The organism is Streptomyces sp. NPDC050423 (assembly GCF_040655445.1).
Lineage (GTDB): Bacteria > Actinomycetota > Actinomycetes > Streptomycetales > Streptomycetaceae > Streptomyces.
The window spans coordinates 1-19,009 of the sequence record NZ_JBFAJY010000045.1; the positions used below are offsets into that span (position 1 = coordinate 1).

Annotated in this window: 19 protein-coding genes; 6 read left to right on the forward strand and 13 right to left on the reverse strand. The window is 70.9% G+C overall.

The genetic code is table 11. From position 1 onward, the window contains the following. Positions 1-255: 255 nt before the first annotated feature. Positions 256-1,062: a class I SAM-dependent methyltransferase gene (locus AB0I52_RS27650; RefSeq protein WP_363077054.1), complete on the reverse strand. Its 807-nt coding sequence runs from the start codon at positions 1,060-1,062 to the stop codon at positions 256-258. After that, positions 1,059-1,544, reverse strand: coding sequence for a hypothetical protein (locus AB0I52_RS27655; protein WP_363077056.1), 486 nt, complete (start codon positions 1,542-1,544; stop codon positions 1,059-1,061). Before AB0I52_RS27655 ends, AB0I52_RS27650 begins: the two co-directional genes overlap by 4 nt. Before the next feature lie 159 nt (positions 1,545-1,703). Between AB0I52_RS27655 and AB0I52_RS27660 the strand changes: the two genes are divergently transcribed. Then, positions 1,704-2,894, forward strand: a complete 1,191-nt coding sequence (locus AB0I52_RS27660; protein WP_363077171.1) for an MFS transporter — start codon at positions 1,704-1,706, stop codon at positions 2,892-2,894. 26 nt (positions 2,895-2,920) lie between these two features. On the opposite strand, the gene AB0I52_RS27665 is transcribed toward AB0I52_RS27660, so the two are convergent. Together AB0I52_RS27665 and AB0I52_RS27670 are read right to left on the reverse strand one after the other, a co-directional pair. Further along, positions 2,921-3,307 (reverse strand): tail fiber domain-containing protein, encoded by a 387-nt coding sequence (locus AB0I52_RS27665; RefSeq protein ID WP_363077058.1) that lies wholly within the window; start codon positions 3,305-3,307, stop codon positions 2,921-2,923. Positions 3,308-3,483: 176 nt separating this feature from the next. Further along, on the reverse strand, positions 3,484-3,939 hold the full coding sequence (locus AB0I52_RS27670; protein ID WP_363077060.1) for a hypothetical protein: 456 nt from the start codon (positions 3,937-3,939) through the stop codon (positions 3,484-3,486). Positions 3,940-4,456: 517 nt separating this feature from the next. Here AB0I52_RS27670 and AB0I52_RS27675 point away from each other — a divergent pair. Continuing rightward, complete coding sequence (locus tag AB0I52_RS27675) at positions 4,457-4,726, forward strand: hypothetical protein (RefSeq protein WP_363077062.1); 270 nt, start codon at positions 4,457-4,459, stop codon at positions 4,724-4,726. Between the two features lie 39 nt (positions 4,727-4,765). Here AB0I52_RS27675 and AB0I52_RS27680 read toward each other — a convergent pair whose 3' ends face one another. The 3 genes from AB0I52_RS27680 to AB0I52_RS27690 all read right to left on the reverse strand — a co-directional run bounded on the left by AB0I52_RS27680 (position 4,766) and on the right by AB0I52_RS27690 (position 9,562). Then, positions 4,766-6,397: an ABC transporter substrate-binding protein gene (locus tag AB0I52_RS27680; protein ID WP_363077064.1), complete on the reverse strand. Its 1,632-nt coding sequence runs from the start codon at positions 6,395-6,397 to the stop codon at positions 4,766-4,768. A 5-nt stretch (positions 6,398-6,402) separates the two neighbouring features. Beyond that, a complete protein-coding gene (locus AB0I52_RS27685) occupies positions 6,403-8,469 on the reverse strand; it encodes an ATP-binding protein (RefSeq protein ID WP_363077066.1) in 2,067 nt (688 codons plus the stop codon). A 106-nt stretch (positions 8,470-8,575) separates the two neighbouring features. Beyond that, positions 8,576-9,562, reverse strand: coding sequence for a hypothetical protein (locus tag AB0I52_RS27690; RefSeq protein WP_363077068.1), 987 nt, complete (start codon positions 9,560-9,562; stop codon positions 8,576-8,578). 105 nt (positions 9,563-9,667) lie between these two features. Between AB0I52_RS27690 and AB0I52_RS27695 the strand changes: the two genes are divergently transcribed. Further along, positions 9,668-10,279, forward strand: coding sequence for a hypothetical protein (locus AB0I52_RS27695; protein ID WP_363077070.1), 612 nt, complete (start codon positions 9,668-9,670; stop codon positions 10,277-10,279). A 267-nt stretch (positions 10,280-10,546) separates the two neighbouring features. On the opposite strand, the gene AB0I52_RS27700 is transcribed toward AB0I52_RS27695, so the two are convergent. Then, on the reverse strand, positions 10,547-11,329 hold the full coding sequence (locus AB0I52_RS27700; RefSeq protein ID WP_363077072.1) for an isoprenyl transferase: 783 nt from the start codon (positions 11,327-11,329) through the stop codon (positions 10,547-10,549). Positions 11,330-11,573: 244 nt separating this feature from the next. Then, positions 11,574-12,731: an acyl-CoA dehydrogenase gene (locus tag AB0I52_RS27705; RefSeq protein WP_363077074.1), complete on the reverse strand. Its 1,158-nt coding sequence runs from the start codon at positions 12,729-12,731 to the stop codon at positions 11,574-11,576. A 174-nt stretch (positions 12,732-12,905) separates the two neighbouring features. Here AB0I52_RS27705 and AB0I52_RS27710 point away from each other — a divergent pair, with 174 nt between their 5' ends. Further along, a complete protein-coding gene (locus AB0I52_RS27710) occupies positions 12,906-14,249 on the forward strand; it encodes a UDP-glucose/GDP-mannose dehydrogenase family protein (RefSeq protein ID WP_363077076.1) in 1,344 nt (447 codons plus the stop codon). A 40-nt stretch (positions 14,250-14,289) separates the two neighbouring features. On the opposite strand, the gene AB0I52_RS27715 is transcribed toward AB0I52_RS27710, so the two are convergent. Beyond that, positions 14,290-14,802, reverse strand: coding sequence for a CGNR zinc finger domain-containing protein (locus tag AB0I52_RS27715; protein ID WP_363077078.1), 513 nt, complete (start codon positions 14,800-14,802; stop codon positions 14,290-14,292). A gap of 131 nt (positions 14,803-14,933) precedes the next feature. Here AB0I52_RS27715 and AB0I52_RS27720 point away from each other — a divergent pair, with 131 nt between their 5' ends. Beyond that, positions 14,934-15,293 carry a VOC family protein gene (locus tag AB0I52_RS27720; protein ID WP_363077082.1) on the forward strand — a complete coding sequence of 120 codons (360 nt, stop codon included), beginning with the start codon at positions 14,934-14,936 and terminating at the stop codon, positions 15,291-15,293. A 41-nt stretch (positions 15,294-15,334) separates the two neighbouring features. Here AB0I52_RS27720 and AB0I52_RS27725 read toward each other — a convergent pair whose 3' ends face one another. From AB0I52_RS27725 to AB0I52_RS27735, 3 genes are read right to left on the reverse strand one after another with little or no spacing between them, the layout of a single operon-like run. Further along, a complete protein-coding gene (locus AB0I52_RS27725; protein ID WP_363077084.1) occupies positions 15,335-16,519 on the reverse strand; it encodes a dipeptidase in 1,185 nt (394 codons plus the stop codon). A 7-nt stretch (positions 16,520-16,526) separates the two neighbouring features. Further along, positions 16,527-17,066, reverse strand: coding sequence for a 5-(carboxyamino)imidazole ribonucleotide mutase (gene purE, locus AB0I52_RS27730; protein ID WP_363077086.1), 540 nt, complete (start codon positions 17,064-17,066; stop codon positions 16,527-16,529). Then, positions 17,063-18,340 (reverse strand): 5-(carboxyamino)imidazole ribonucleotide synthase, encoded by a 1,278-nt coding sequence (locus AB0I52_RS27735; protein WP_363077088.1) that lies wholly within the window; start codon positions 18,338-18,340, stop codon positions 17,063-17,065. The genes purE and AB0I52_RS27735 overlap by 4 nt, the downstream gene beginning before the upstream one ends. Positions 18,341-18,405: 65 nt before the next feature. On the opposite strand from AB0I52_RS27735, the gene AB0I52_RS27740 reads away from it, so the two are divergent. Further along, positions 18,406-18,984 carry a GtrA family protein gene (locus tag AB0I52_RS27740; protein ID WP_363077090.1) on the forward strand — a complete coding sequence of 193 codons (579 nt, stop codon included), beginning with the start codon at positions 18,406-18,408 and terminating at the stop codon, positions 18,982-18,984. Positions 18,985-19,009 lie beyond the last annotated feature (25 nt).

Genomic DNA, 19,009 nt, shown 5'->3' on the forward strand with positions numbered 1-19,009 from the left:
CCCCGATACTGGTTGTATCGGGGCGATCCCGACAACGCGGCGAGCGTGCGTGCCAGACACCGCCGGGCAGGCGGGACTTTCGAAACACGCCCTAGGGCCTGTATTGGGTTGTCACGCGGAAGAAGGAGCGGGGCTGGGTGCGTGCGATCGCAAGGCGCCGGAGCGCCCTCGTAGTGGAGCTACCAGGGCGTTTCGGCAACGCTGCGAGCGTGCGTGCCCAGCCCCGTGACGCCGCGGGACAACCCGATACAGGCCCTAGACCCGCCCCTGCGCCAGCACCGCGCGGTGCGGCAGCACCAGGTCCCCGCCCTCCGAGGTGAATTCCTCGCACAGCACGTCGTACTCCCGCTTCGCCGCCGCCACCCCCTCCGGTCCCCGGCTGTTGACCAGCTGCCCGATCGCGGCGACCCCGGCCGCGGGCCCGGCCCACCAGTCCTCCGGGTCCGCGCGGTGGTCCCAGGACAGCGACTCACTCCGTACGTCCCCGAGCCCGGCCCCGGTCAGCAGGGCGCCCAACCCCTCCGGGTCGCGCGGGAAGTTGTGCTCCTCGTCGACCGTGGCCAGCCAGGCGGGACGGGTCAGTCCGGCAGCCTCCGCGGCCCGTCCGACCAGCGCCTGCCCGGAGCCGCCGGGTACCTGCCAGATGGTGACGGCGACCCGGCCCCCGGGGCGGGTGATCCGGCGCAGCTCGACGAGCGCGTCCAGCGGACGGCCCACGTGGTTGAGCACGAAGTTCGCCGCGACCGCGTCGAACTCCCCGTCGGGGTAGGGCAACTGGGGCAGCGATCCGGTACGGACCTCGACGCCGGGCGCCGCCCGCCGGGTGGCCGCGGCCATGCCGGGCTCGGCGTCCACGGCCCGTACGACCGCGCCGCGGCCGGCGGCGGCGACCGTCACACTGCCGCTGCCGCACCCCACGTCGAGCAGCCGGGTCCCGCGGTCCACGGCTGCGGCGTCCAGCAGGGCGGGCACCGTACGGGCGCAGAGGCGGGCGAACGTCCGGGCGTAGCTCTCGGCCCGCCCGTCCCAGATCCTCCGCTCACTCACGTCGAACGCGGTCATGTGACACCTCCGGTCGGGCCCTGCGGCTCCGCTTCGTCCAAGTCCTCGTAGAGCGCGTCCAGAATCCTCCCCGTGGGTCTGCCCTCCGGCGACAGTTCGGCCAGACACCAGCCGGGCAGCCTCGCCTCGGTCTCCGGCGGGAGATCGCCATCCGCCGGGTCGGCCAGCCCGTAGAGCAGGCCGAACGCGGTCTCCTTGGCGATCTCGCGGGCTATCTCGCCCAGTTCGCCCGGGGTCAGCCCGAGCCGCAGCGCCCGCTCGACGGCCCCGCCCGCCAGTCCGCCCCTGCGGTAGGCCTCGACCCAGTCGGGCGCCGCCGCGCTCCAGGCGTCGATGTCCTGCCAGACCATGCGCAGGAACCGGTACCTGGCCAGCTGAGGAATGTTCTCCTCGGCCTCCGACTCGGCCCAGCCGGCCGCGTCGTCGGCACCCAGCGCTTCGAACAGGCCGGTCAGCTCGGGCAGCTCGTCGATGTCCGTCATGGAAAGGGAAGGTACGCCACCGCCCCCGGCACGGCGGAACCACTACCGCCCCGGGGTCTTACGTTCGGACCGGACGGCGTTCGCCCTGTCTGCCAGACTGTTCGAGTGATCGTCGAGCTCGCCGCAAGGCAACGAGGGCCGGCGGTACTCGGCGCGCTGATGCTGGCCGCCTTCACGTTCAACACCGCGGAGAACCTGCCGATCGGTCTCCTGGAGCTCATCGCCGAGGACCTGCACGTGTCCCTGCCGTCGGTCGGCTACCTGGTCACCGGTTACGGCGTGACGGTCGCCGTCGCGTCCTTGCCGCTGGCCCACTTCACGCGGACGATGCCCCGACGCCACGTGCTCACGGCCCTGTTGACCGCACTCGTCGTGTCCAGCCTGGTCGCGGCACTGGCCGGCTCCTACTGGCTGCTGCTCGGGGCCCGGCTGCTGACGGCGCTCGCCCAGGCGCTGTTCTGGGCGGTGATGGGGCCGGTCGCGGTGGGGCTGTTCCGGCCCCGGATCCGTGGGCGGGTGATCGGGGCGCTGTCCGTCGCCGGTTCGCTGGCCCTCGTGCTCGGGGTGCCCGTCGGGACCTGGCTGGGCCGGCGGAGCGGCTGGCCGGTGCCGGTCGCGGGGGTGGCGGCGCTGGGGTTCGTCTCCCTGGTGACGATCGCCGTCCTGCTGCCGACCTCCCGCGCGGAGGAGGGACACGCCGCGTACGGCACCCGCCCCGATGCCCGCCGCTTCGGCACCGTGCTGGCGGCCGGGATCCTCTCCGCCACCGGCGCGTTCGCGGGATACACGTACGTCGTGAAGTTCCTGAGCGACGTGAGCGGGTTCTCCGGAAGCGCGGTCAACGCCCTGCTCGTGGCTTTCGGCGTCGCGTGCCTGGCCGGGGTGACCCTCACCGGAGCGCTGCTGGACCGCTTCCCCGACTCCGTACTGGCCACCGCGATCGCGACTCAGGCGGTCGGCATGCTCGGCCTGTACGCGACCGGCGCCGATCCGGTCGCGGCGGTGGTGTTCCTGGCGCTGACCGGCGCCGCGCTCGGCCCGGTGTTCATGGCCACCCAGAACGAGATGCTGCACTGCGCCCCCGGCCGCACGGACATGGCTCTCGCGGCCAACTCCGGCGCCTACAACGCCGGTATCGCTGCGGGCGCCGCGCTCGGCGGACTGGTCCTGTCGCTGTCCGGCGTACGGGGCACGTTCCTGCTGGGCGGCCTGCTGAGCGTCGCGGGCTGCGCGGTCCTGCTGGGCGAGCGGCTGGTGCCCGGTGGCGGTGCCGAGAAGTCAGGCCCGCGGGCGGGGCACCCGGGCCTGTCCGGCGCGCGTGACGGCCGGGCATCCCGCACCGATGCCTGAACGGGGGGCCTGCCGTGCGGCTGCTGTCACCCCCCTCCCCGGTGCTGCTCCCCTCCTCCCGTCCGGGCTCGTAGTGCCGCGACTTCGCCGCGCAGCTCGGCCAGTTCCCGGTGCAGTGCCTGGATGGCGACGACGGCCACTCCGTTGGCATCGGTGCAGCAGATGGTCCGGTCGTTCTCACCGACCCCGAACGCTTTCCACCAGTCCTGCGCCATGGGCCCCAGGTGGCGTACGTGTGGCGGGTCCCAGTGGTAACGCCACGTGCTGACCGGCAGCTGCACCACCTGCTCCAGCACCTGGTAACCGTTGACCGGACCGCTACCGCACACCGCACCCGACACGGCACCGGATGCCAGACCGGCCGCGGAAGCACCCTGCCGCGCGCGCCGCATGGCCTTGGCCGACGTCCTCATCCCGGCCAAGGCCCCTTTCAACCGCCGGTAGTTCATCGCTCCCAGACCACCGCGGTCACCTCGGTCTTCAGCCCCCGATCCGAGAAGAGCAGGCTGCCCCCACCACCGCGGTTCTCCGGGCCGGCCTAATTCCTCAAAGGGCACGTAGGAGCAGCGCCCGACTCTGCGGACACTCCCTAGTCACGGATGTTCCGGGCGAGCCACGGGCTGAGGATGCCGCGCGGGACGAGTTCCTTGTACGTCTCGTCCCCGGGCAGCGGTACGACGAGCCACCGGCCGGGCGGGAAGAGCTTCCCCTTCACGTAGGCCGTTCCGCCGTACACGGAGCGGAGGAACACGGGCACGGAGTCACGGGGGACGTCATTGAACTCCACCCCGTCGACGGTGATCTTCGCGTCGTCCTCGGGGAAGACCTGGACGGTGACGGCGGGGACACCGCCCAGCTCGACGAACGCCTCGTGCGGGAGCGACCCGTCCGTGTCGAGCACCGCGAAGGCGCCTGCCGACGTGCGGCGGGATGTCTGGTCCGCACCGATGTCATCGGTGACGGCCATCTCCAGCTCGTACGCGCGCGCGACCTCACGGACTGCGGCGACTGCGGCCTCGGTGCTCGGCAGGTGTGTGTGTCCCATGCCGTCGATCATGCCGCAGCAGGAATCAGGTCCGGGCAACGACGTATACACCGAGTGCAGTTCACCCGGCAGGCGCAGCGCGCGGAAGGAGCTCCTCATCATCGGGGCGCTCGCCGGCCGTTGACTCCACCGGGTCTCGGACGCCCAGGTTTCAAAGGAACGTGGGAAACGGACCCAGCCCATTCCCGCCTCACCCCGGCCCTCATCACTCACACGGGTGATAAATGACAACTGGGTTGGTTTTGAGGCAGGTTGGCTGGCATATGCTCGTGGCGAAGTCCAGAGGCGTCGGCACCCACTTCGCCCAGCACACAGCCGCGTACGGCTCTGGATTGCCGGGCCATCACCCGCACGGTCTCGTAAGACCGGCCAGGCACGGCCGCACCGGCACTCGCCGCGTCACCACCACGGCCGCAGCCGGAGCCGCACCCACCCTCAACCCCGAACGGACCTGCATGGTCAGCTCACCGCACAAGGCCTGGGCAACCGCCCAGCCGCACAACAATGGAGGAACCTGGTGGCCGTGGATACCTCTTTCTACACATCCTTCATGTCAGAAGAAATCCGCGACGAAGGACGAGCCGAAGGCCGCGCAGAAGGCCGCGCAGAAGGCCAGGCAACGGGCCAGGCCGAAGGCCTCCTGCTCGTCCTCCAAGCACGCGGCATCGCCCTCACCGACGAAACCCGCGAAAAGATCACCACCTGCACCGACCCCCAGCTCCTGCAGCAGTGGCTCCAACGCGCCGCAACCGCGACCTCGGCCGAGGAAGTCTTCACCGAGGAGTAGTCCTCCCGCCCGCAGGAGCCGGTGTCACGCGACAGCACCTCACGGGCAGGAGCCGTCGAAGGTCTCCTCGTAGGTGCGGTAGACGCGGTCGGCCTTCCTGTCCTTACCGGCTGGGGGTGCGGCTGGGTACTCGATGACGGGCACGGGCTTGCAGACGGCCCACTTGCGGGTGTCCGGGGAGTCGTCGAAGCCGAAGGTGCCGCTGGCTCCGCGCATGCAGTTGACGCAGCTCGCACCGGTGTCGGTGCCGAGGATGTTCATGTTGACGACCGTGTTGTACACGTCGTCGTGGTTCGGCAGGTCGATGGCCCCGGGCTTCCCCTGCCGGTCCTCTCCCGTCTCCTCTCCCCCTTCGCCGTTGATGTCGTCGTACGCCCGGTCGGTGGCCTGGGCGAGCACGGTGAAGGCGTCGTGGTACATGACCGCATAGCCGTCGTCCAGGGGCTTCGCGCCCCACACCGGCTTGTCCGGCATGGTCTTTTGAAGCTTCTCGAAGTACTCCAGGAAGTCCCGGGGCCCGGCCGGGAGCTGTGCGGCGTTCTTCTTCCAGGACACGGTGTCGACCGAGGCCGCGCCGACGAGGGTGATCCGGGATTCACGCAGGTGGGCGGTGATCGCCGACCCGGTGGACTCCGGATCCATGCCGATCCCCACCTTGAGGATGCGTGTCGGCTTGGCGTGAGTGCAGAGGGGCTCGCTCGCCAGCCGGTTCACCAGATGGGGCAGGTCGTGATCGCGGCCCGCGAAGAAGACCGTGTCCGCCTTGGTCTGGCAGATGCTCCTGGCCACGTCGGCGAAGCGCTGGGGGACGCCCTTGTCGTCACCGATGAGTCCCAGGTAGGACGCCTGGCGCTGCTTCAGTCCGTACTTCTTGCCGAAGTGCTTGAGGAAGACGTCCCTCAGGTCGGTGGAGTAGCTGTCCTGCTCTCGCCGGTCGGACACCAGGAAGCCGTTCGCGTCCCCCGGATGCTTCTCCAGATACGCACCCAGCGCCTGCACCAGGAGGTCGTTCGAAGGTGAGGTCTTGAACAAGTAGCCGGCCTGCATCGTGGTCGACGTGAGAATGGGGCCTACCGTCGGAATCCGGTGTTCGGAAAGCGCCTTGGCCGCTGCGAGCGTGTCCGGAATGCTGTTGGGCATGCCGAATACGCCGACCAGCGGTGACTCCTCGTCGGCGGCCATCGGCACGAGCCGGTCGACGACGGGCCGCCAGTGGTCGAGGTCCTTCCCGTCGTTGGCCAGAAGCAGCTCGTACCGCGGTCCGGCCTGCGCGTTCGCCCGGAGCTGCGCCACATGGGCACCTGCCAGGGCGCGGGCGATCTGCGCCTTGCTCATGGCGCTGGTGGCGTCCGTGGTGAACGGCATCATCAGGGCGATGCGCACGTAGGGGATGCGCGCCTTGCCGTTCTCCGGGTCCTTCCAGCCCTTCTCGACGCGGGCGTTCTCGTCCGCCACCGCGTGTACCAGGCCATCCAGTTCCGGGTCACCGTCCAGGACGCCGGCGGTGACGCCGACACACTGCTTCGCCGCCTCCTCGAAGCCGTCACCGCATTTCTCCGGCAGCATCCGTACGACCGCGAAGGCGGCTGCCGCGAGCAGGAGGACGCCCACGGTCAGGGCGATGACCTTGTCTCCCGGGCCCATCGCCCGGTTTCTGAAACGGTCCAGCACAGTTCTCACTCCTCGCCGCGGAGAGGGCCGCGTCCGTAGTCAGGTCCGTACGTCGGGCAGGGCCTCCGCTCACGTACGGCGGCCGGCCAGGAGTGTGCCGCCTCGTTGAGCACCACGCGGCCCGACGGATGACGCATCGACAGAAAAGCCAGCTCGGAGCCGATGTCCTCGCACAGGTCGTCCATCGGTTCCGCGTACGTCTCGGACAGGTACCAGAGAGCGTGTAGCAGCCGGTTGACGGACCGGTGTATGTCGTCGGCCTCCTCGTACAGGTGGTCGTGAGCGCCCCGGGCGATCTCGGCACGGTGATCGGTCCACTCCGCCCGGGGAGGGTGCGGGGCCGAGGCGACACGAGGCAGGGCCGTGAGCCAGCGGTCGGCCGGCCAGCTCCCGAAGTACTCCGTCAGCTTGCTCACCACCGGTTCCGCGTCCCCGACGGCGAGCTCGTGCCGCAGGACGTCCGGCTCGTGGCCGGCTCCGCGCTCCTCGTGATGCTGCCGCAGGAGGCCGTGCAGGTCCGCCCAGCGCCGTCCCGGCCCGGCCGCGGCGCAGGTCCGGCGCGCCTCGTGGACCAGCAGGGCCCGCAGGAAGGGGTCGGCCACGAATCCTGCTTCGGCTCCGGGCCCTTCCCCGCTCGCCGCGGCCTGCGCACCGTCGGTCCAGTGCTCCTCCACCAGATACCGGGCCGCTGTGGGAAGCCCCGCGCCGGGGAGTCCGCCGTCGGCGAGCACGGCCGCCGTGGTCAGGACCTGTGCGGCGGCCCGGTCACGTGCCAGGGCGAGCGGTGCCAGATGGGCGCGCAGCTGGGGCTGGGGCACGAGCCGCTCCAGCAGTACCTCGCCGGCCGGCCGGCCCTCCCCGACGGGCAGGTCGAGCAGGGCCTCGGGGTCGACGACGTGCCGGGCGCGGACGACCGCCTCGCACAGCACCCGGCTGCCCTCCGGATGCCCGTGGGTGAGGGAGTACAGGGCGGACGGGAGGTGGCGGGGCAACGGCCCCTGGGCCGCGTCGAGCATCAGCAGCAGGTCTCCGCGGCCGAGCGGGGGCAGCGCGACCGTGAGTATTCCGGCCGACGGCGACGAGGCGACGGTGCGTTCCCAGCCGGACGCCTGGGTGAGCTCGGGCAGCTCCCGGGGCGTCGCGTCCGGGTAGAGGGCCGCGCCGCCGCCCAGTCGGGTCGCCACGACCACCAGGGGGTCCTGGACACCGGATCCGGGGGCGGCCCGGTGGTCGAGCAGCAGGCCGAGGAAGCGCCGCCCGGCCGCGGTGTGCGTGTTGTCCAGCAGGACCAGCGGCCGGGGTGTCCGGTTGACGCGCTGCCACCGCCCGTAGGCGTCGGAGAGGTCTTCGAGGAAGGCCGCGGTCAGGGTGCGCTCGACGGCGTCCTGGAAGTCACCGCCCTGGTGGAAGCGCAGGCTGAGCCGGATCAGGGCGGCTTCCGCGTCGTCGGAGCCGCTGGAACGGCTCTGGTACCACTGCTGCACCGCCCTCGCGGCGCGGGTCCGTGTGTGCCGCCCGAAGTACTGCTGGACGACCGCCTCGGTGACAGGGGCCAGATCGTGCTGGCGCCGGTCCGGGTCCGCGAGGCGCTCACTGACGTCGTACGTCCAGTCGGTGGCGTCCCCCTCGGTTCCCTCCGCCCCCTTCGTCAGGCCGCAGGCGACGAGCAGGCGCGCGATCCGGTCACGGGCCAGCGCCTGCTGCTCCTCGTCACCGCGGTGCCAGCTGGACACGGCGAACAGCCCCGGCAGCAGGCGGGAGAAGCGGAGCCGTACTGCTCCAGGTACCACCGGCGCGAGTCCACAGGCCAGGTGCTCCAGGATCTCGACCACCGCCGACGTGTTGGCCGCCGCGGGTCCTGACCGGTGTGCCTGTTCGACCCGCGCGGCGTCGACCCTGCCGAGCGGGATCCGCCCGCGGTAGAACTCGTCCAGGGCGTCGAGGACCGCGGTCCTGCCCGTTCCGTGCCTGCCGGAGAGCAGCGTCACGGGCAGGTCGTCCCGGTGCTCCTGGGGCACCAGTTCCCGCCGGTCGGGCGCCATGCCCACCAGCCGGGGAACCAGTCCTCGCAAGATCGGATCCCGTGCGTACAAAGGCGTCCGCATCGCCCATCCCCCCGTTCCGCCGTCCTTCTCCGTACTGTGCGGCCCCCGTGCCGCGGGCCCGGCCCGTGGGGCGTCAGCCGCCGAGCATCCGGCCCAGTGCCTGGCCGACCGCGTCCAGGAGGAGCTGTCGGCCGACCGTGTCGGGAGCGGAGGCGAGGCTGTGCCGAATCCGTTCCATCAGGCCGCGCTGCCGGTCCGGGGGCGGCTCGTCGTCGGGGACGCCGCCGCCCGCCAGCGAATTCGCGCTCCGCATCAGGGCCGCGAGTGACTCCGGATCGAGATCGAGGGCCGGCGCCAGTTCCGCGATGAGCCTGGCGAGACCGGCGGGTGGGAGCGCGGTGTGCATCTCGATCGAGGTGTGCACGCTGTGGTCGGAGTCGCCCTGCGTGAGGTGCTCGATCGTCCCGGCCTCTATGTGGGTGTGCTGGGTGGGCCGACGGTACTCACGCTGCCGTGCCACATACGCGCCGATGTCCGTGGCGCCGGCCAGCACGACCGACACGCCCTGCGAGGTGAGCGCCACGTGTGAGCCGACGTCATGGTGGAACGGCGGTCCCTCGCAGGTGATCAGTTCCTCGGCGGCCAGATAGGTGAGGGCTCGGGCGACCTCACTCCGGGAGAGGGCGTCGCCGAGGAAGAAGACGTCCGGCGAGTCGAGGAAGCCGCTGATCCGCAGTGGCTGCCGGTGCGTATTGGCATGGATCCAGTGCAGTACGGCTCGCGCCGCGTGACGGGTCCGCTCGGCGGCATTCGCACGCAGGGCCTGGAGCCGGCGGGCGCGGGCCGCCCCGGCGGCCCGCAGGGTGACCACGGGAGCCCCGGTCTCCGGCCCCGGCCCGCCGACGGCGTCGATCAGCTCCTCGGCGCACAGGTGGTCGACGATGAGCCTGACCGCGCTCATGGGGATGCTCTGGAGAGAGCCGAACCCGGCGCAGGAGACGTGGCGGTGCAGTCCGCCCTCCGCCCTGTCCCAGACCCACAGCAGAAGGCGGGGGCCGTACCGGTCGACGTACGCGTCGAGGACGTCGTGGCCGGGTAACGCCGGTATGGGATCTGACACAGACGGGGTCCTGTTCATGCTCGTCTCCAACGGCTCAGCTGCCGCACCTACCCCAGCTTTGTTCCCGTAATCAGCTTCCGCCCACGAGAGTGCGCGTCAACTTCGTTGCGAAGAAACGGATTTGGTGATTCAGCCGTCGTCGCCCCGTGGGATGTCCGAGACGCCCGGACACCCCCCGAACCGCAGTCGGCACCGGTTCCGCCCCCGCCCGCCCCGGCACCCGAGCCACAGTCCGCACCGCTGCCCGACCCGGTCTTCGTACCGGCGCCAACGGCCGCCCGGACACCTCCCGCGCCGCTCCCCCAGCCGTACGCACCCACCGAGGAGCTGCACCGGGCCGCCTCCGCGCTCCTGGCCGACCTACGCCGTCACGCACCCCAACTCACCCTCACCGAGGCCGACATCACCACCCTCACCCCCGGCATCGCCACCTGGCTCGAACGCGACACCCACCCCGACACCATCCGCCACACCCTCACCAACGACCTCCCCACCCCCGTCAAACACCCGGCGAAATTCCTCCGCCACCGCATCACCACACTCCTGCCACCCCTACTCCCCGGCACCACAGCCCTCACCCCACCCCGCCGCAAGACCATCGCCATCCCGCTCCAGAACTGCGACACCTGCGAACGCGCCTTCCGCTCCACCACCCCCGGCCACTGCCGCGACTGCCGAACCGACACACACCAAGACCTGCACACAGCCGCCGCCTGACCGCCACTACCGCCACGGAAGTCTTCGCAAGGAAGTAGCCCCGGCTGGGTAACTACGCCCGCCCGGACGGTTGTCGCCGCTGTCCCGGTCGTTCCCAGTCGCTCCTGGTCGCCCCCGGAAACGGCTGGGAGCACGGTGCACGCGGACGGCCCCGGACATGTCTCGCGGCACGGATGACGCGGCGGTTGAATCGTCAGGCGGAGTGGCCTGCTCGGGAGCTGATCGTGCCCCAATGGCAATTTGCGCGGGGCCGGGCGCCGACGGCAGTCATTTACCGAATCGACGTTGCCGATGTGCGTACGAGCGAATCGCGCGCAGGAAGTCCACGCGGCGGAACGCCGGCCAGTAGCAGTCCACCCAGTGCATCTCGGCGTACGCGGACTGCCAGAGCAGGAAACCTGACAGACGCTGCTCGCCGGAGGTCCGGATGATGAAGTCGGTGTGGGCAGCGGTCGGCGAGTACAGATGCCGGGAGATGTCCTCGATGTCGAACCGCTCGACCAGTTCGGCCAGGTCACCACCCGCCGCTCGGTGTTCCTCGAAGGCGCTCTTCACCGCGTCGACGATCTCCCGTCGGCCGCCGTAGCCGACCGCGATATCCACCTTGAGCCCGCTGCGCCCGGCCGTCGCGGCGGTGGCCTCCTTGAGTGCCTGGGCAGTGGCGCCGGGCAGCAGGTCGAGCGATCCGATCACCTGGACTTCCCAGGGGCGGCCGACGGCCGTGATGTCCTGGATGGTCTCTTTGATGATCTCGATCAGCGGGCCGAGCTGTTCGGCGGGGCGCCCGAGGTTGTCGTCGGAGAGCATGAAGAGGGTCACACGCTCGATTCCGGCGGCCTCGCACCAGTCCAGGAACTCGGTCGCCTTCGCGCCGCCCGCCCGGTACCCCTCCCGGAGATCCGTGTGGCCCGCCTGCCGGGCCCAGCGCCGGTTGCCGTCGAGCATGATCCCGACGTGCTGCGGGCGCGGCAACCCCACGAGGGTGGCGGCCAGTCGCCGCTCGTACACCGCTTCTATCGGCCGCCGGAGGAACAGCGGGAGCAGCTTCACCGAACCAACTCCATCACGTCGCACAAAAGCCTTCGCGGACCATACCAGCGGCGTTTCGCGCGCTCCGCGAGCGCGTCCCTGACTGCGTTGCCGCGCAAGCCGCTCGGCCAGGAAGGGGCTTTGGCCGGGCGTTCCGCATTCCGCAGGCGCCGGTCACACACCGCCCGGACTGCCGCCGGGGGCCACGCACACGGCCCCCGGCAAGCGCGCCGGGGGCCGTGATCGCCGATCCGTGTGTCCGCCGCTACGGCAGGTTGCGCGCCATGACGATCCGCTGGACCTGGTTCGTCCCCTCGTAGATCTGGGTGATCTTCGCGTCCCGCATCATCCGCTCCACCGGGTAGTCCCGCGTGTAGCCGTAGCCGCCCAGCAGTTGGACCGCGTCCGTGGTGACCTCCATCGCGACGTCGGAGGCGAAGCACTTGGCCGCGGCGCCGAAGAAGGTGAGGTCGCTGTCGAGGCGCTCGGACTTGGCGGCGGCCGAGTAGGTGAGCTGGCGGGCCGCCTCCAGCTTCATGGCCATGTCGGCGAGCATGAACTGGATGCCCTGGAAGTCACCGATCGGCTTGCCGAACTGCTTGCGCTCCTGGACGTAGCCCTTGGCGTAGTCCAGCGCGCCCTGGGCGACGCCGAGGGCCTGGGCGGCGATGGTGATGCGGGTGTGGTCCAGGGTCTTCATCGCGGTGGCGAAGCCGGTGCCCTCCTCGCCGATCATGCGGTCGGCGGGGATGCGGACGTTGTCGAAGTAGACCTCGCGGGTCGGGGAACCCTTGATGCCGAGCTTCTTCTCCGGGGCGCCGAAGGAGACGCCCTCGTCCGACTTCTCGACGACGAAGGCCGAGATGCCCTTGGAGCGCTTGGTCGGGTCGGTGACCGCCATGACCGTGTAGTACTCGGAGACGCCCGCGTTGGTGATCCAGCGCTTCACGCCGTTGAGGACCCAGAAGTCGCCGTCGCGCACGGCCTTGGTCTTCATGCCGGCGGCGTCGGAGCCCGCGTCGGGCTCGGAGAGGGCATAGGAGAACATCGCGTCGCCCTTGGCGAGCGGGCCCAGGTACTTCTTCTTCAGGTCCTCGGAGCCGGACAGGATCACCGGGAGCGAGCCGAGCTTGTTCACGGCCGGGATGAGGGAGGAGGACACGCAGGCGCGGGCCACCTCCTCGATCACGATGACCGTGGCGAGCGCGTCGGCGCCGGCGCCGCCGTACTCCTCCGGTACGTGGACGGCGTGCAGGTCCGCGGCGGTCAGGGCGTCCAGCGCCTCCTGCGGGAAGCGGGCCTCCTCGTCGACCGCTGCCGCGTGCGGGGCGATCTTCGCCTCGGCGAGCGCACGCACCGTCTCACGGAGCATGTCGTGCTCCTCGGCCGGACGGTACAGGTCGAAATCGGTCGAACCCGCCAAGACTCTCACTCCCCAGGATGCTAACTACCGTTAAGTAACACAATTTTAGGCGCCCGCCCCGGGAAAGGCATACGAGCTGGAGCCGTGAGCTTCGCGACAGCCGGAATGGAGCGATTCAGTGGCAGGACTATGCTCGTTCACCGCACGTCTGTCCGCATCTCACAGGAGCACTACATGGCCCTCAGGATCACTGTGATCGGCACCGGGTACCTCGGCGCCACCCATGCCGCGGCCATGGCGGAGCTGGGCTTCGAGGTGCTGGGGCTCGATGTCGTGCCCGAGAAGGTCGAACTGCTGTCGGCCGGCCGGGTCCCGATGTACGAACCGGGGCTCGAAGAGATCCTGAAGAAGCACGTCGCGGGCATCGAGGGCGCCAGCGGGCGGCTGCGCTTCACCACCTCGTGGGAGGAGGTGGCCGAATTCGGTGATGTGCACTTCGTCTGCGTGAACACCCCGCAGAAGCACGGCGAGTACGCCTGCGACATGAGCTACGTGGACAGCGCCTTCGATTCGCTCGCCCCCCTTCTGACCAGGCCCGCCCTGGTGGTCGGCAAGTCCACCGTGCCCGTCGGCTCCGCGGCCCGGCTCGCGGCGCGGCTCGTCGAGCTCGCACCCGCGGGCGACGGGGCCGAGCTGGCGTGGAACCCGGAGTTCCTCCGCGAGGGCTTCGCCGTCAACGACACGCTGCACCCGGACCGGATCGTCGTCGGGGTGGAGAGCGAGCGGGCCGAGAAGGTGCTGCGCGAGGTGTACGCGACACCGGTCGCGCAGGGGTCGCCGTTCGTCGTGACGGACTTCCCGACCGCCGAGCTGGTGAAGACCTCGGCCAACTCCTTCCTGGCCACCAAGATCTCCTTCATCAACGCCATGGCGGAGGTCTGCGAGGCCGCCGACGGCGACGTCGTGAAGCTGGCCGAGGCGATCGGGCACGACGAGCGGATCGGGAAGAAGTTCCTGCGGGCCGGGATCGGGTTCGGCGGCGGCTGCCTGCCCAAGGACATCCGCGCCTTCATGGCGCGCGCCGGCGAGCTGGGCGCCGACCAGGCGCTGACCTTCCTCCGCGAGGTCGACTCCATCAACATGCGGCGCCGCGGCCACATGGTGGAGCTCGCCAGGGAGGCCGTCGGCGGCGACTCCTTCCTCGGCAAGCGGGTGGGCGTCCTGGGCGCCACCTTCAAGCCGGACTCGGACGACGTACGCGATTCACCGGCCCTGAACGTCGCCGGGCAGATCCACCTCCAGGGCGGCCAGGTGACGGTCTTCGACCCGAAGGGCATGGACAACGCCCGCCGTCTCTTCCCCACACTCGGTTACGCGGACACGGCCCTGGACGCGGTGCGGGGCGCCGATGTGGTGCTGCACCTGACCGAGTGGAGGGAGTTCCGCGAGCTGGATCCGGCGGTGCTGGGCGAGGCCGCCGGCCGCCGGCTCATCCTGGACGGGCGCAACGCACTGGACCCCGCGGTGTGGCGCGAGGCCGGGTGGACGTTCCGGGCGATGGGACGGCCGAAGGCCTGATCCCCGGGGCCCGGAGGTCCGGGCCCCTTCCCTGCTGCCCTCAGCCGCGCTTCGCGCGGTACGTGCGCATCTTCGCGCGGGCACCGCACACCGACATCGAGCACCAGCGACGGCGTCCCGCCGGGCTGCGGTCGTAGTACGCCCAGCGGCAGTCCGCCGCCTCGCACGCCTTGAGCCGGGCCCAGGTCCCGTCCGCCGACGCGGTGGCGATGGCCGCCGCGACCCGGGCGGTCAGTCCGGGCGGCTCCTCGACGGGGCGCAGCGCCGCGGCGCCCGCCGCGTCCACGGTGACGCGCAGGGGCGCGTCGGCGAGCAGCCGGTCGAGCAGGGACACCGAGTCGCCCTCGGGCGGGCGGTGGCCCGCGTGGGCCAGGCAGACGGTGCGCAGGGCCTCGCGCAGGGCGCGGGCCGCCGGGGCGTCCCGCTCGGCGAGGGCGAATTCGGCGCGCCCGTCGGCCGTGTCGAGGGTGTCCGCACCCGTCTCGACGTCCAGGGTGTTGACCAGGGCTTCGATCAGCGCGAGTCCGCCGGGGGCGGAGTCCCTCTCATTCATCGTCACTCACCATCGGTTCTCATTCTCGGTTGCGACGTTACCCCCACTACGGGAGTATGCAGTAACGGTTACTGGTTGAGCCGCTTTGCCGGTAACCGATTCCGATCATGTCTGCCCGAGGAGGAGTCGTCATGGCTATTGCCGTACTGGGTGCCGTCGTCCTGGACTGCCCCGATCCCGTCGCTCTGGCCGGTTTCTACGCCCAGGTGCTCGGCGGGAAGGTCGAGCAGCAGGGGGACTGGGTGGATCTCACGGGAGGCTCCGGCACGCCGCTCGCCTTCCAGGCCGCGCCCGGCTTCGTACCGCCGCAGTGGCCGCGTCCGGACGGCTCGCAGCAGTTCCATCTGGATCTGACCGTGCAGGATCTGGACGCGGCGGAGCGGGAGGTGCTGGCGCTGGGTGCGACGGTGCTCGAAGCGGAGGACCGGGAGCGGACCTTCCGGGTGTACGCCGATCCGGCGGGGCACCCGTTCTGTCTCTGCGCCTGCTAGGAGGGGCCACAAGAGGGGTCCGCAGGGCCTGGCCGGGCGGCTCAGCCGTCCAGCTGTTCGATCGTGGCGTGCGACGGGCCGCGGCGGGCGGACAGGTCGCGGGACACGTCCTGCGCGGCGCGCAGCACCCGTACCGCGTTCTGCCAGGTGAGCCCGGCCAGGTCGGCGGCGGACCAGCCGCGGCCCAGCAGTTCCGCGATCAGGTTCGGGTAGCCCGCGACGTCTTCCAGGCCCTGCGGGAGGAACGCGGTGCCGTCGTAGTCGCCGCCGATGCCGATGTGGTCGATCCCGGCGACCTCGCGCATGTGGTCGAGGTGGTCCGCGATCGTCGCCACGGTCGCCATCGGGCGGGGGTTCGCCGCCTCGAACGCGGCGTGGACCTTCATGCCCCGCTCGGTGGTGTCCAGGTGGTGCAGGCCCTGTGCGCGCATGTTCTCGTCCGCGGACCGGGTCCAGGCGACGGCCTCCGGCAGGACGAACTTCGGTACGAAGGTCGCCATGGCGATGCCGCCGTTGGCCGGGAGCTGCGCCAGGACGTCGTCGGGGATGTTGCGCGGGTGGTCGCAGATCGCCCGCGCCGAGGAGTGCGAGAACATCACCGGTGCGGTGGACGTGCGCAGGGCGTCGCGCATCGTCGTGGCCGCCACGTGCGAGAGGTCGACCAGCATCCCGGTGCGGTTCATCTCCCGTACGACCTCGTGGCCGAACGGCGAGAGCCCGCCGACGCCCGGTTCGTCGGTCGCCGAGTCCGCCCAGGCGATGTTGTCGTTGTGGGTCAGCGTCATGTAGCGGACGCCGAGGGCGTGCAGGGCGCGCAGGGTGCCCAGCGAGTTGTTGATGGAGTGGCCGCCCTCGGCGCCCATCAGGGAGGCGATGCGGCCCTCGGCCCGAGCCGCCTCCATGTCGTCGGCCGTCAGCGCGCGGCGCAGGTCGGCGGGGTGGCGGGCCAGCAGTTCGGCGACCGCGTCGATCTGCTCCAGGGTGGCGCTGACGGCGTCCTCGCCCGCCATGTCGGACCGTACGTAGACGGACCAGAACTGGGCGCCGACGCCGCCGGCGCGCAGCCGCGGGATGTCGGTGTGCAGGTGGGCCGACTGGTCGGTGGCGATGTCGCGGGCGTCCAGGTCGTAGTTGACCTGTTCGCGCAGTGCCCACGGGAGGTCGTTGTGGCCGTCGACGACGGGGTGCTCCGCGAGGAGTTCCCGGGCCCGCTCCAGCTGGTCCATCACTGCCCTACTTTCCGAAGCCGAAGGAGTCGCCGCCCTGGACCTTGGCGCGCAGCCGCTTGCCCTTCTCCGTGGCCTGGTCGTTCAGCTCCTTCTGGAACTCGGCCATGCGGGCCTGCAGCTCGCTGTCGTGGGCGGCGAGGATACGGGCCGCCAGCAGGCCCGCGTTGCGTGCGCCGGCGACCGAGACGGTGGCGACGGGGACACCGGCGGGCATCTGCACGATGGAGAGCAGGCTGTCCATGCCGTCCAGGTACTTCAGCGGGACCGGCACGCCGATGACCGGCAGCGGGGTGACCGAGGCGAGCATGCCGGGCAGGTGGGCGGCGCCGCCCGCGCCCGCGATGATCGTCCTGAGGCCGCGGCCCGCGGCGTTCTCCCCGTACGCGATCATCTCGTGCGGCATCCGGTGGGCGGAGACGACGTCGACCTCGAAGGGGATCTCGAACTCGTCGAGGGCCTTGGCCGCCGCTTCCATGACGGGCCAGTCGGAGTCGGAGCCCATGACGATGCCGACGACCGGTGCGGCGGAGGAGGGAGAAGTCATTCGGTGATCGTTCCTCGCAGGTAGTCGGCCGCGTGCCGGGCGCGCTCGCGCACATCCGCCAGGTCGTCGCCGTAGGTGTTGACGTGGCCGACCTTGCGGCCGGGCTTCACGTCCTTTCCGTACATGTGGATCTTGAGCTGCGGGTCGCGGGCCATGCAGTGCAGGTACGCCTGGTACATGTCCGGGTAGTCGCCGCCCAGGACGTTGCTCATGACCGTCCAGGCGGCGCGCGGGCGCGGGTCGCCGAGCGGGAGGTCGAGGACGGCCCGGACGTGGTTGGCGAACTGCGAGGTGATCGCGCCGTCCTGCGTCCAGTGCCCGGAGTTGTGGGGGCGCATCGCCAGCTCGTTGACGAGGATGTGCCCGTCGCGGGTCTCGAACAGCTCCACCGCGAGATGGCCGACCACGCCCAGCTCGGCCGCGATCCGCAGCGCGAGCTGCTGGGCCTCGCCCGCGAGGCGCTCGTCCAGCTCGGGGGCGGGGGCGATGACCGTGTCGCAGACGCCGTCGACCTGGATCGACTCGACGACCGGGTAGGCGACGGCCTGGCCGTGCGGCGAGCGGACGATGTCGGCCGCCAGCTCCCTTACGAAGTCGACCTTCTCCTCCGCGAGGACCGGGACACCGGCCCGGAAGGGTTCAGCCGCCTCCGCCTCGGAGCGGACCACCCAGACGCCCTTGCCGTCGTAGCCGCCGCGCACCGTCTTGAGGATGACGGGGAAGCCGCCGGCCTCGTGGGCGAAGGCCGCGGCGTCGGCCGGGTCCTTCACGATGCGGTGGCGGGGGCAGGGCGCGCCGATCTCGGTGAGCTTCGCGCGCATCACCCCCTTGTCCTGGGCGTGCACCAGCGCGTCGGGGCCGGGGCGCACGGGGATGCCGTCCGCCTCCAGGGCCCGCAGGTGCTCGGTCGGCACGTGCTCGTGATCGAAGGTGATCACGTCACAGCCGCGCGCGAAGGCACGCAGCGTGTCCAGGTCGCGATAGTCGCCGACGACGACTTCATTCACGACCTGGGCCGCCGAGTCCTGAGCGGTGTCACTGAGGAGCTTGAACTTGATGCCGAGGGGGATGCCCGCCTCGTGGGTCATACGGGCGAGCTGACCGCCACCGACCATGCCGACTACCGGGAACGTCACTCCTCCAGGGTATCCGCACGCCCCGGGGCCGCCCGACGACGGCCCGCACGGGCGCCCGCGCGGGGACTCGCGGGTGTCACAGGCTCGCCACACCCGCACCGGTACGCGCAGGCGGCCGACGTGCGGGCTGGTTAGCATGGCCGGGTTGACGGAACCTGAAGACGAACCGACGGACGAACCGACAGACGGGCTGAGCAACCACCATGAGCGAACGGGGCGCACTGCGGGCCCGGCTGGATGTGCTGGCCCGGGAGATCGCCAAGTTCGGCGTGGTCGGTGCGGTCGGTCTGGTCGTCAATATCGCGGTATCCAACCTGCTGTGGCGCTACACGGACATCCCGACGGTCCGGGCGGGCCTGCTGGCCACGTTCGTCGCCATCCTCTGCAACTACGTGGGCTTCCGCTACTGGACGTACCGGGACCGCGACAAGAGCGGCCGGACCCGGGAGCTGACGCTGTTCCTGCTGTTCAGCGCGGTGGGGGCGGTCATCGAGACCGGGGTGCTGTACGTGGCGACGTACGGGTTCGGCTGGAACAGCCCGGTCCAGAGCAATGTCTTCAAGATCGTCGGAATCGGTGTCGCGACGTTGTTCCGCTTCTGGTCGTACCGGAGCTGGGTGTTCAAGGCGCTGCCTGACAAAGGGGACGTGCTGAGCGAGGCGGCGGAGGCGGGGGCCGTGCCGGCGCCGGCGGGTCCGTCCTCGGTTGCTCCGGCGGCTTCCGGTTCGGCGCCTGTGCCGTTGCCCGCCGCGCGGGTCGAGGCGGATGCGGCGCGGGGGTAGCGGGCGGATCGGATCGATGGCCCGG

Excerpts from the sequence above, each read along its gene's own strand:
- AB0I52_RS27650 (WP_363077054.1), bottom strand. The coding sequence starts at position 1,062 with ATGACCGCGTTCGACGTGAGTGAGCGGAGGATCTGGGACGGGCGGGCC.
- AB0I52_RS27655 (WP_363077056.1), bottom strand. The coding sequence starts at position 1,544 with ATGACGGACATCGACGAGCTGCCCGAGCTGACCGGCCTGTTCGAAGCG.
- AB0I52_RS27740 (WP_363077090.1), top strand. The coding sequence starts at position 18,406 with ATGAGCGAACGGGGCGCACTGCGGGCCCGGCTGGATGTGCTGGCCCGG.
- AB0I52_RS27660 (WP_363077171.1), top strand. The coding sequence starts at position 1,704 with ATGCTGGCCGCCTTCACGTTCAACACCGCGGAGAACCTGCCGATCGGT.
- AB0I52_RS27670 (WP_363077060.1), bottom strand. The coding sequence starts at position 3,939 with ATGGGACACACACACCTGCCGAGCACCGAGGCCGCAGTCGCCGCAGTC.
- purE (WP_363077086.1), bottom strand. The coding sequence starts at position 17,066 with ATGACTTCTCCCTCCTCCGCCGCACCGGTCGTCGGCATCGTCATGGGC.
- AB0I52_RS27710 (WP_363077076.1), top strand. The coding sequence starts at position 12,906 with ATGGCCCTCAGGATCACTGTGATCGGCACCGGGTACCTCGGCGCCACC.
- AB0I52_RS27720 (WP_363077082.1), top strand. The coding sequence starts at position 14,934 with ATGGCTATTGCCGTACTGGGTGCCGTCGTCCTGGACTGCCCCGATCCC.
- AB0I52_RS27665 (WP_363077058.1), bottom strand. The coding sequence starts at position 3,307 with ATGAGGACGTCGGCCAAGGCCATGCGGCGCGCGCGGCAGGGTGCTTCC.
- AB0I52_RS27715 (WP_363077078.1), bottom strand. The coding sequence starts at position 14,802 with ATGAATGAGAGGGACTCCGCCCCCGGCGGACTCGCGCTGATCGAAGCC.
- AB0I52_RS27735 (WP_363077088.1), bottom strand. The coding sequence starts at position 18,340 with ATGCTAACCAGCCCGCACGTCGGCCGCCTGCGCGTACCGGTGCGGGTG.
- AB0I52_RS27725 (WP_363077084.1), bottom strand. The coding sequence starts at position 16,519 with ATGGACCAGCTGGAGCGGGCCCGGGAACTCCTCGCGGAGCACCCCGTC.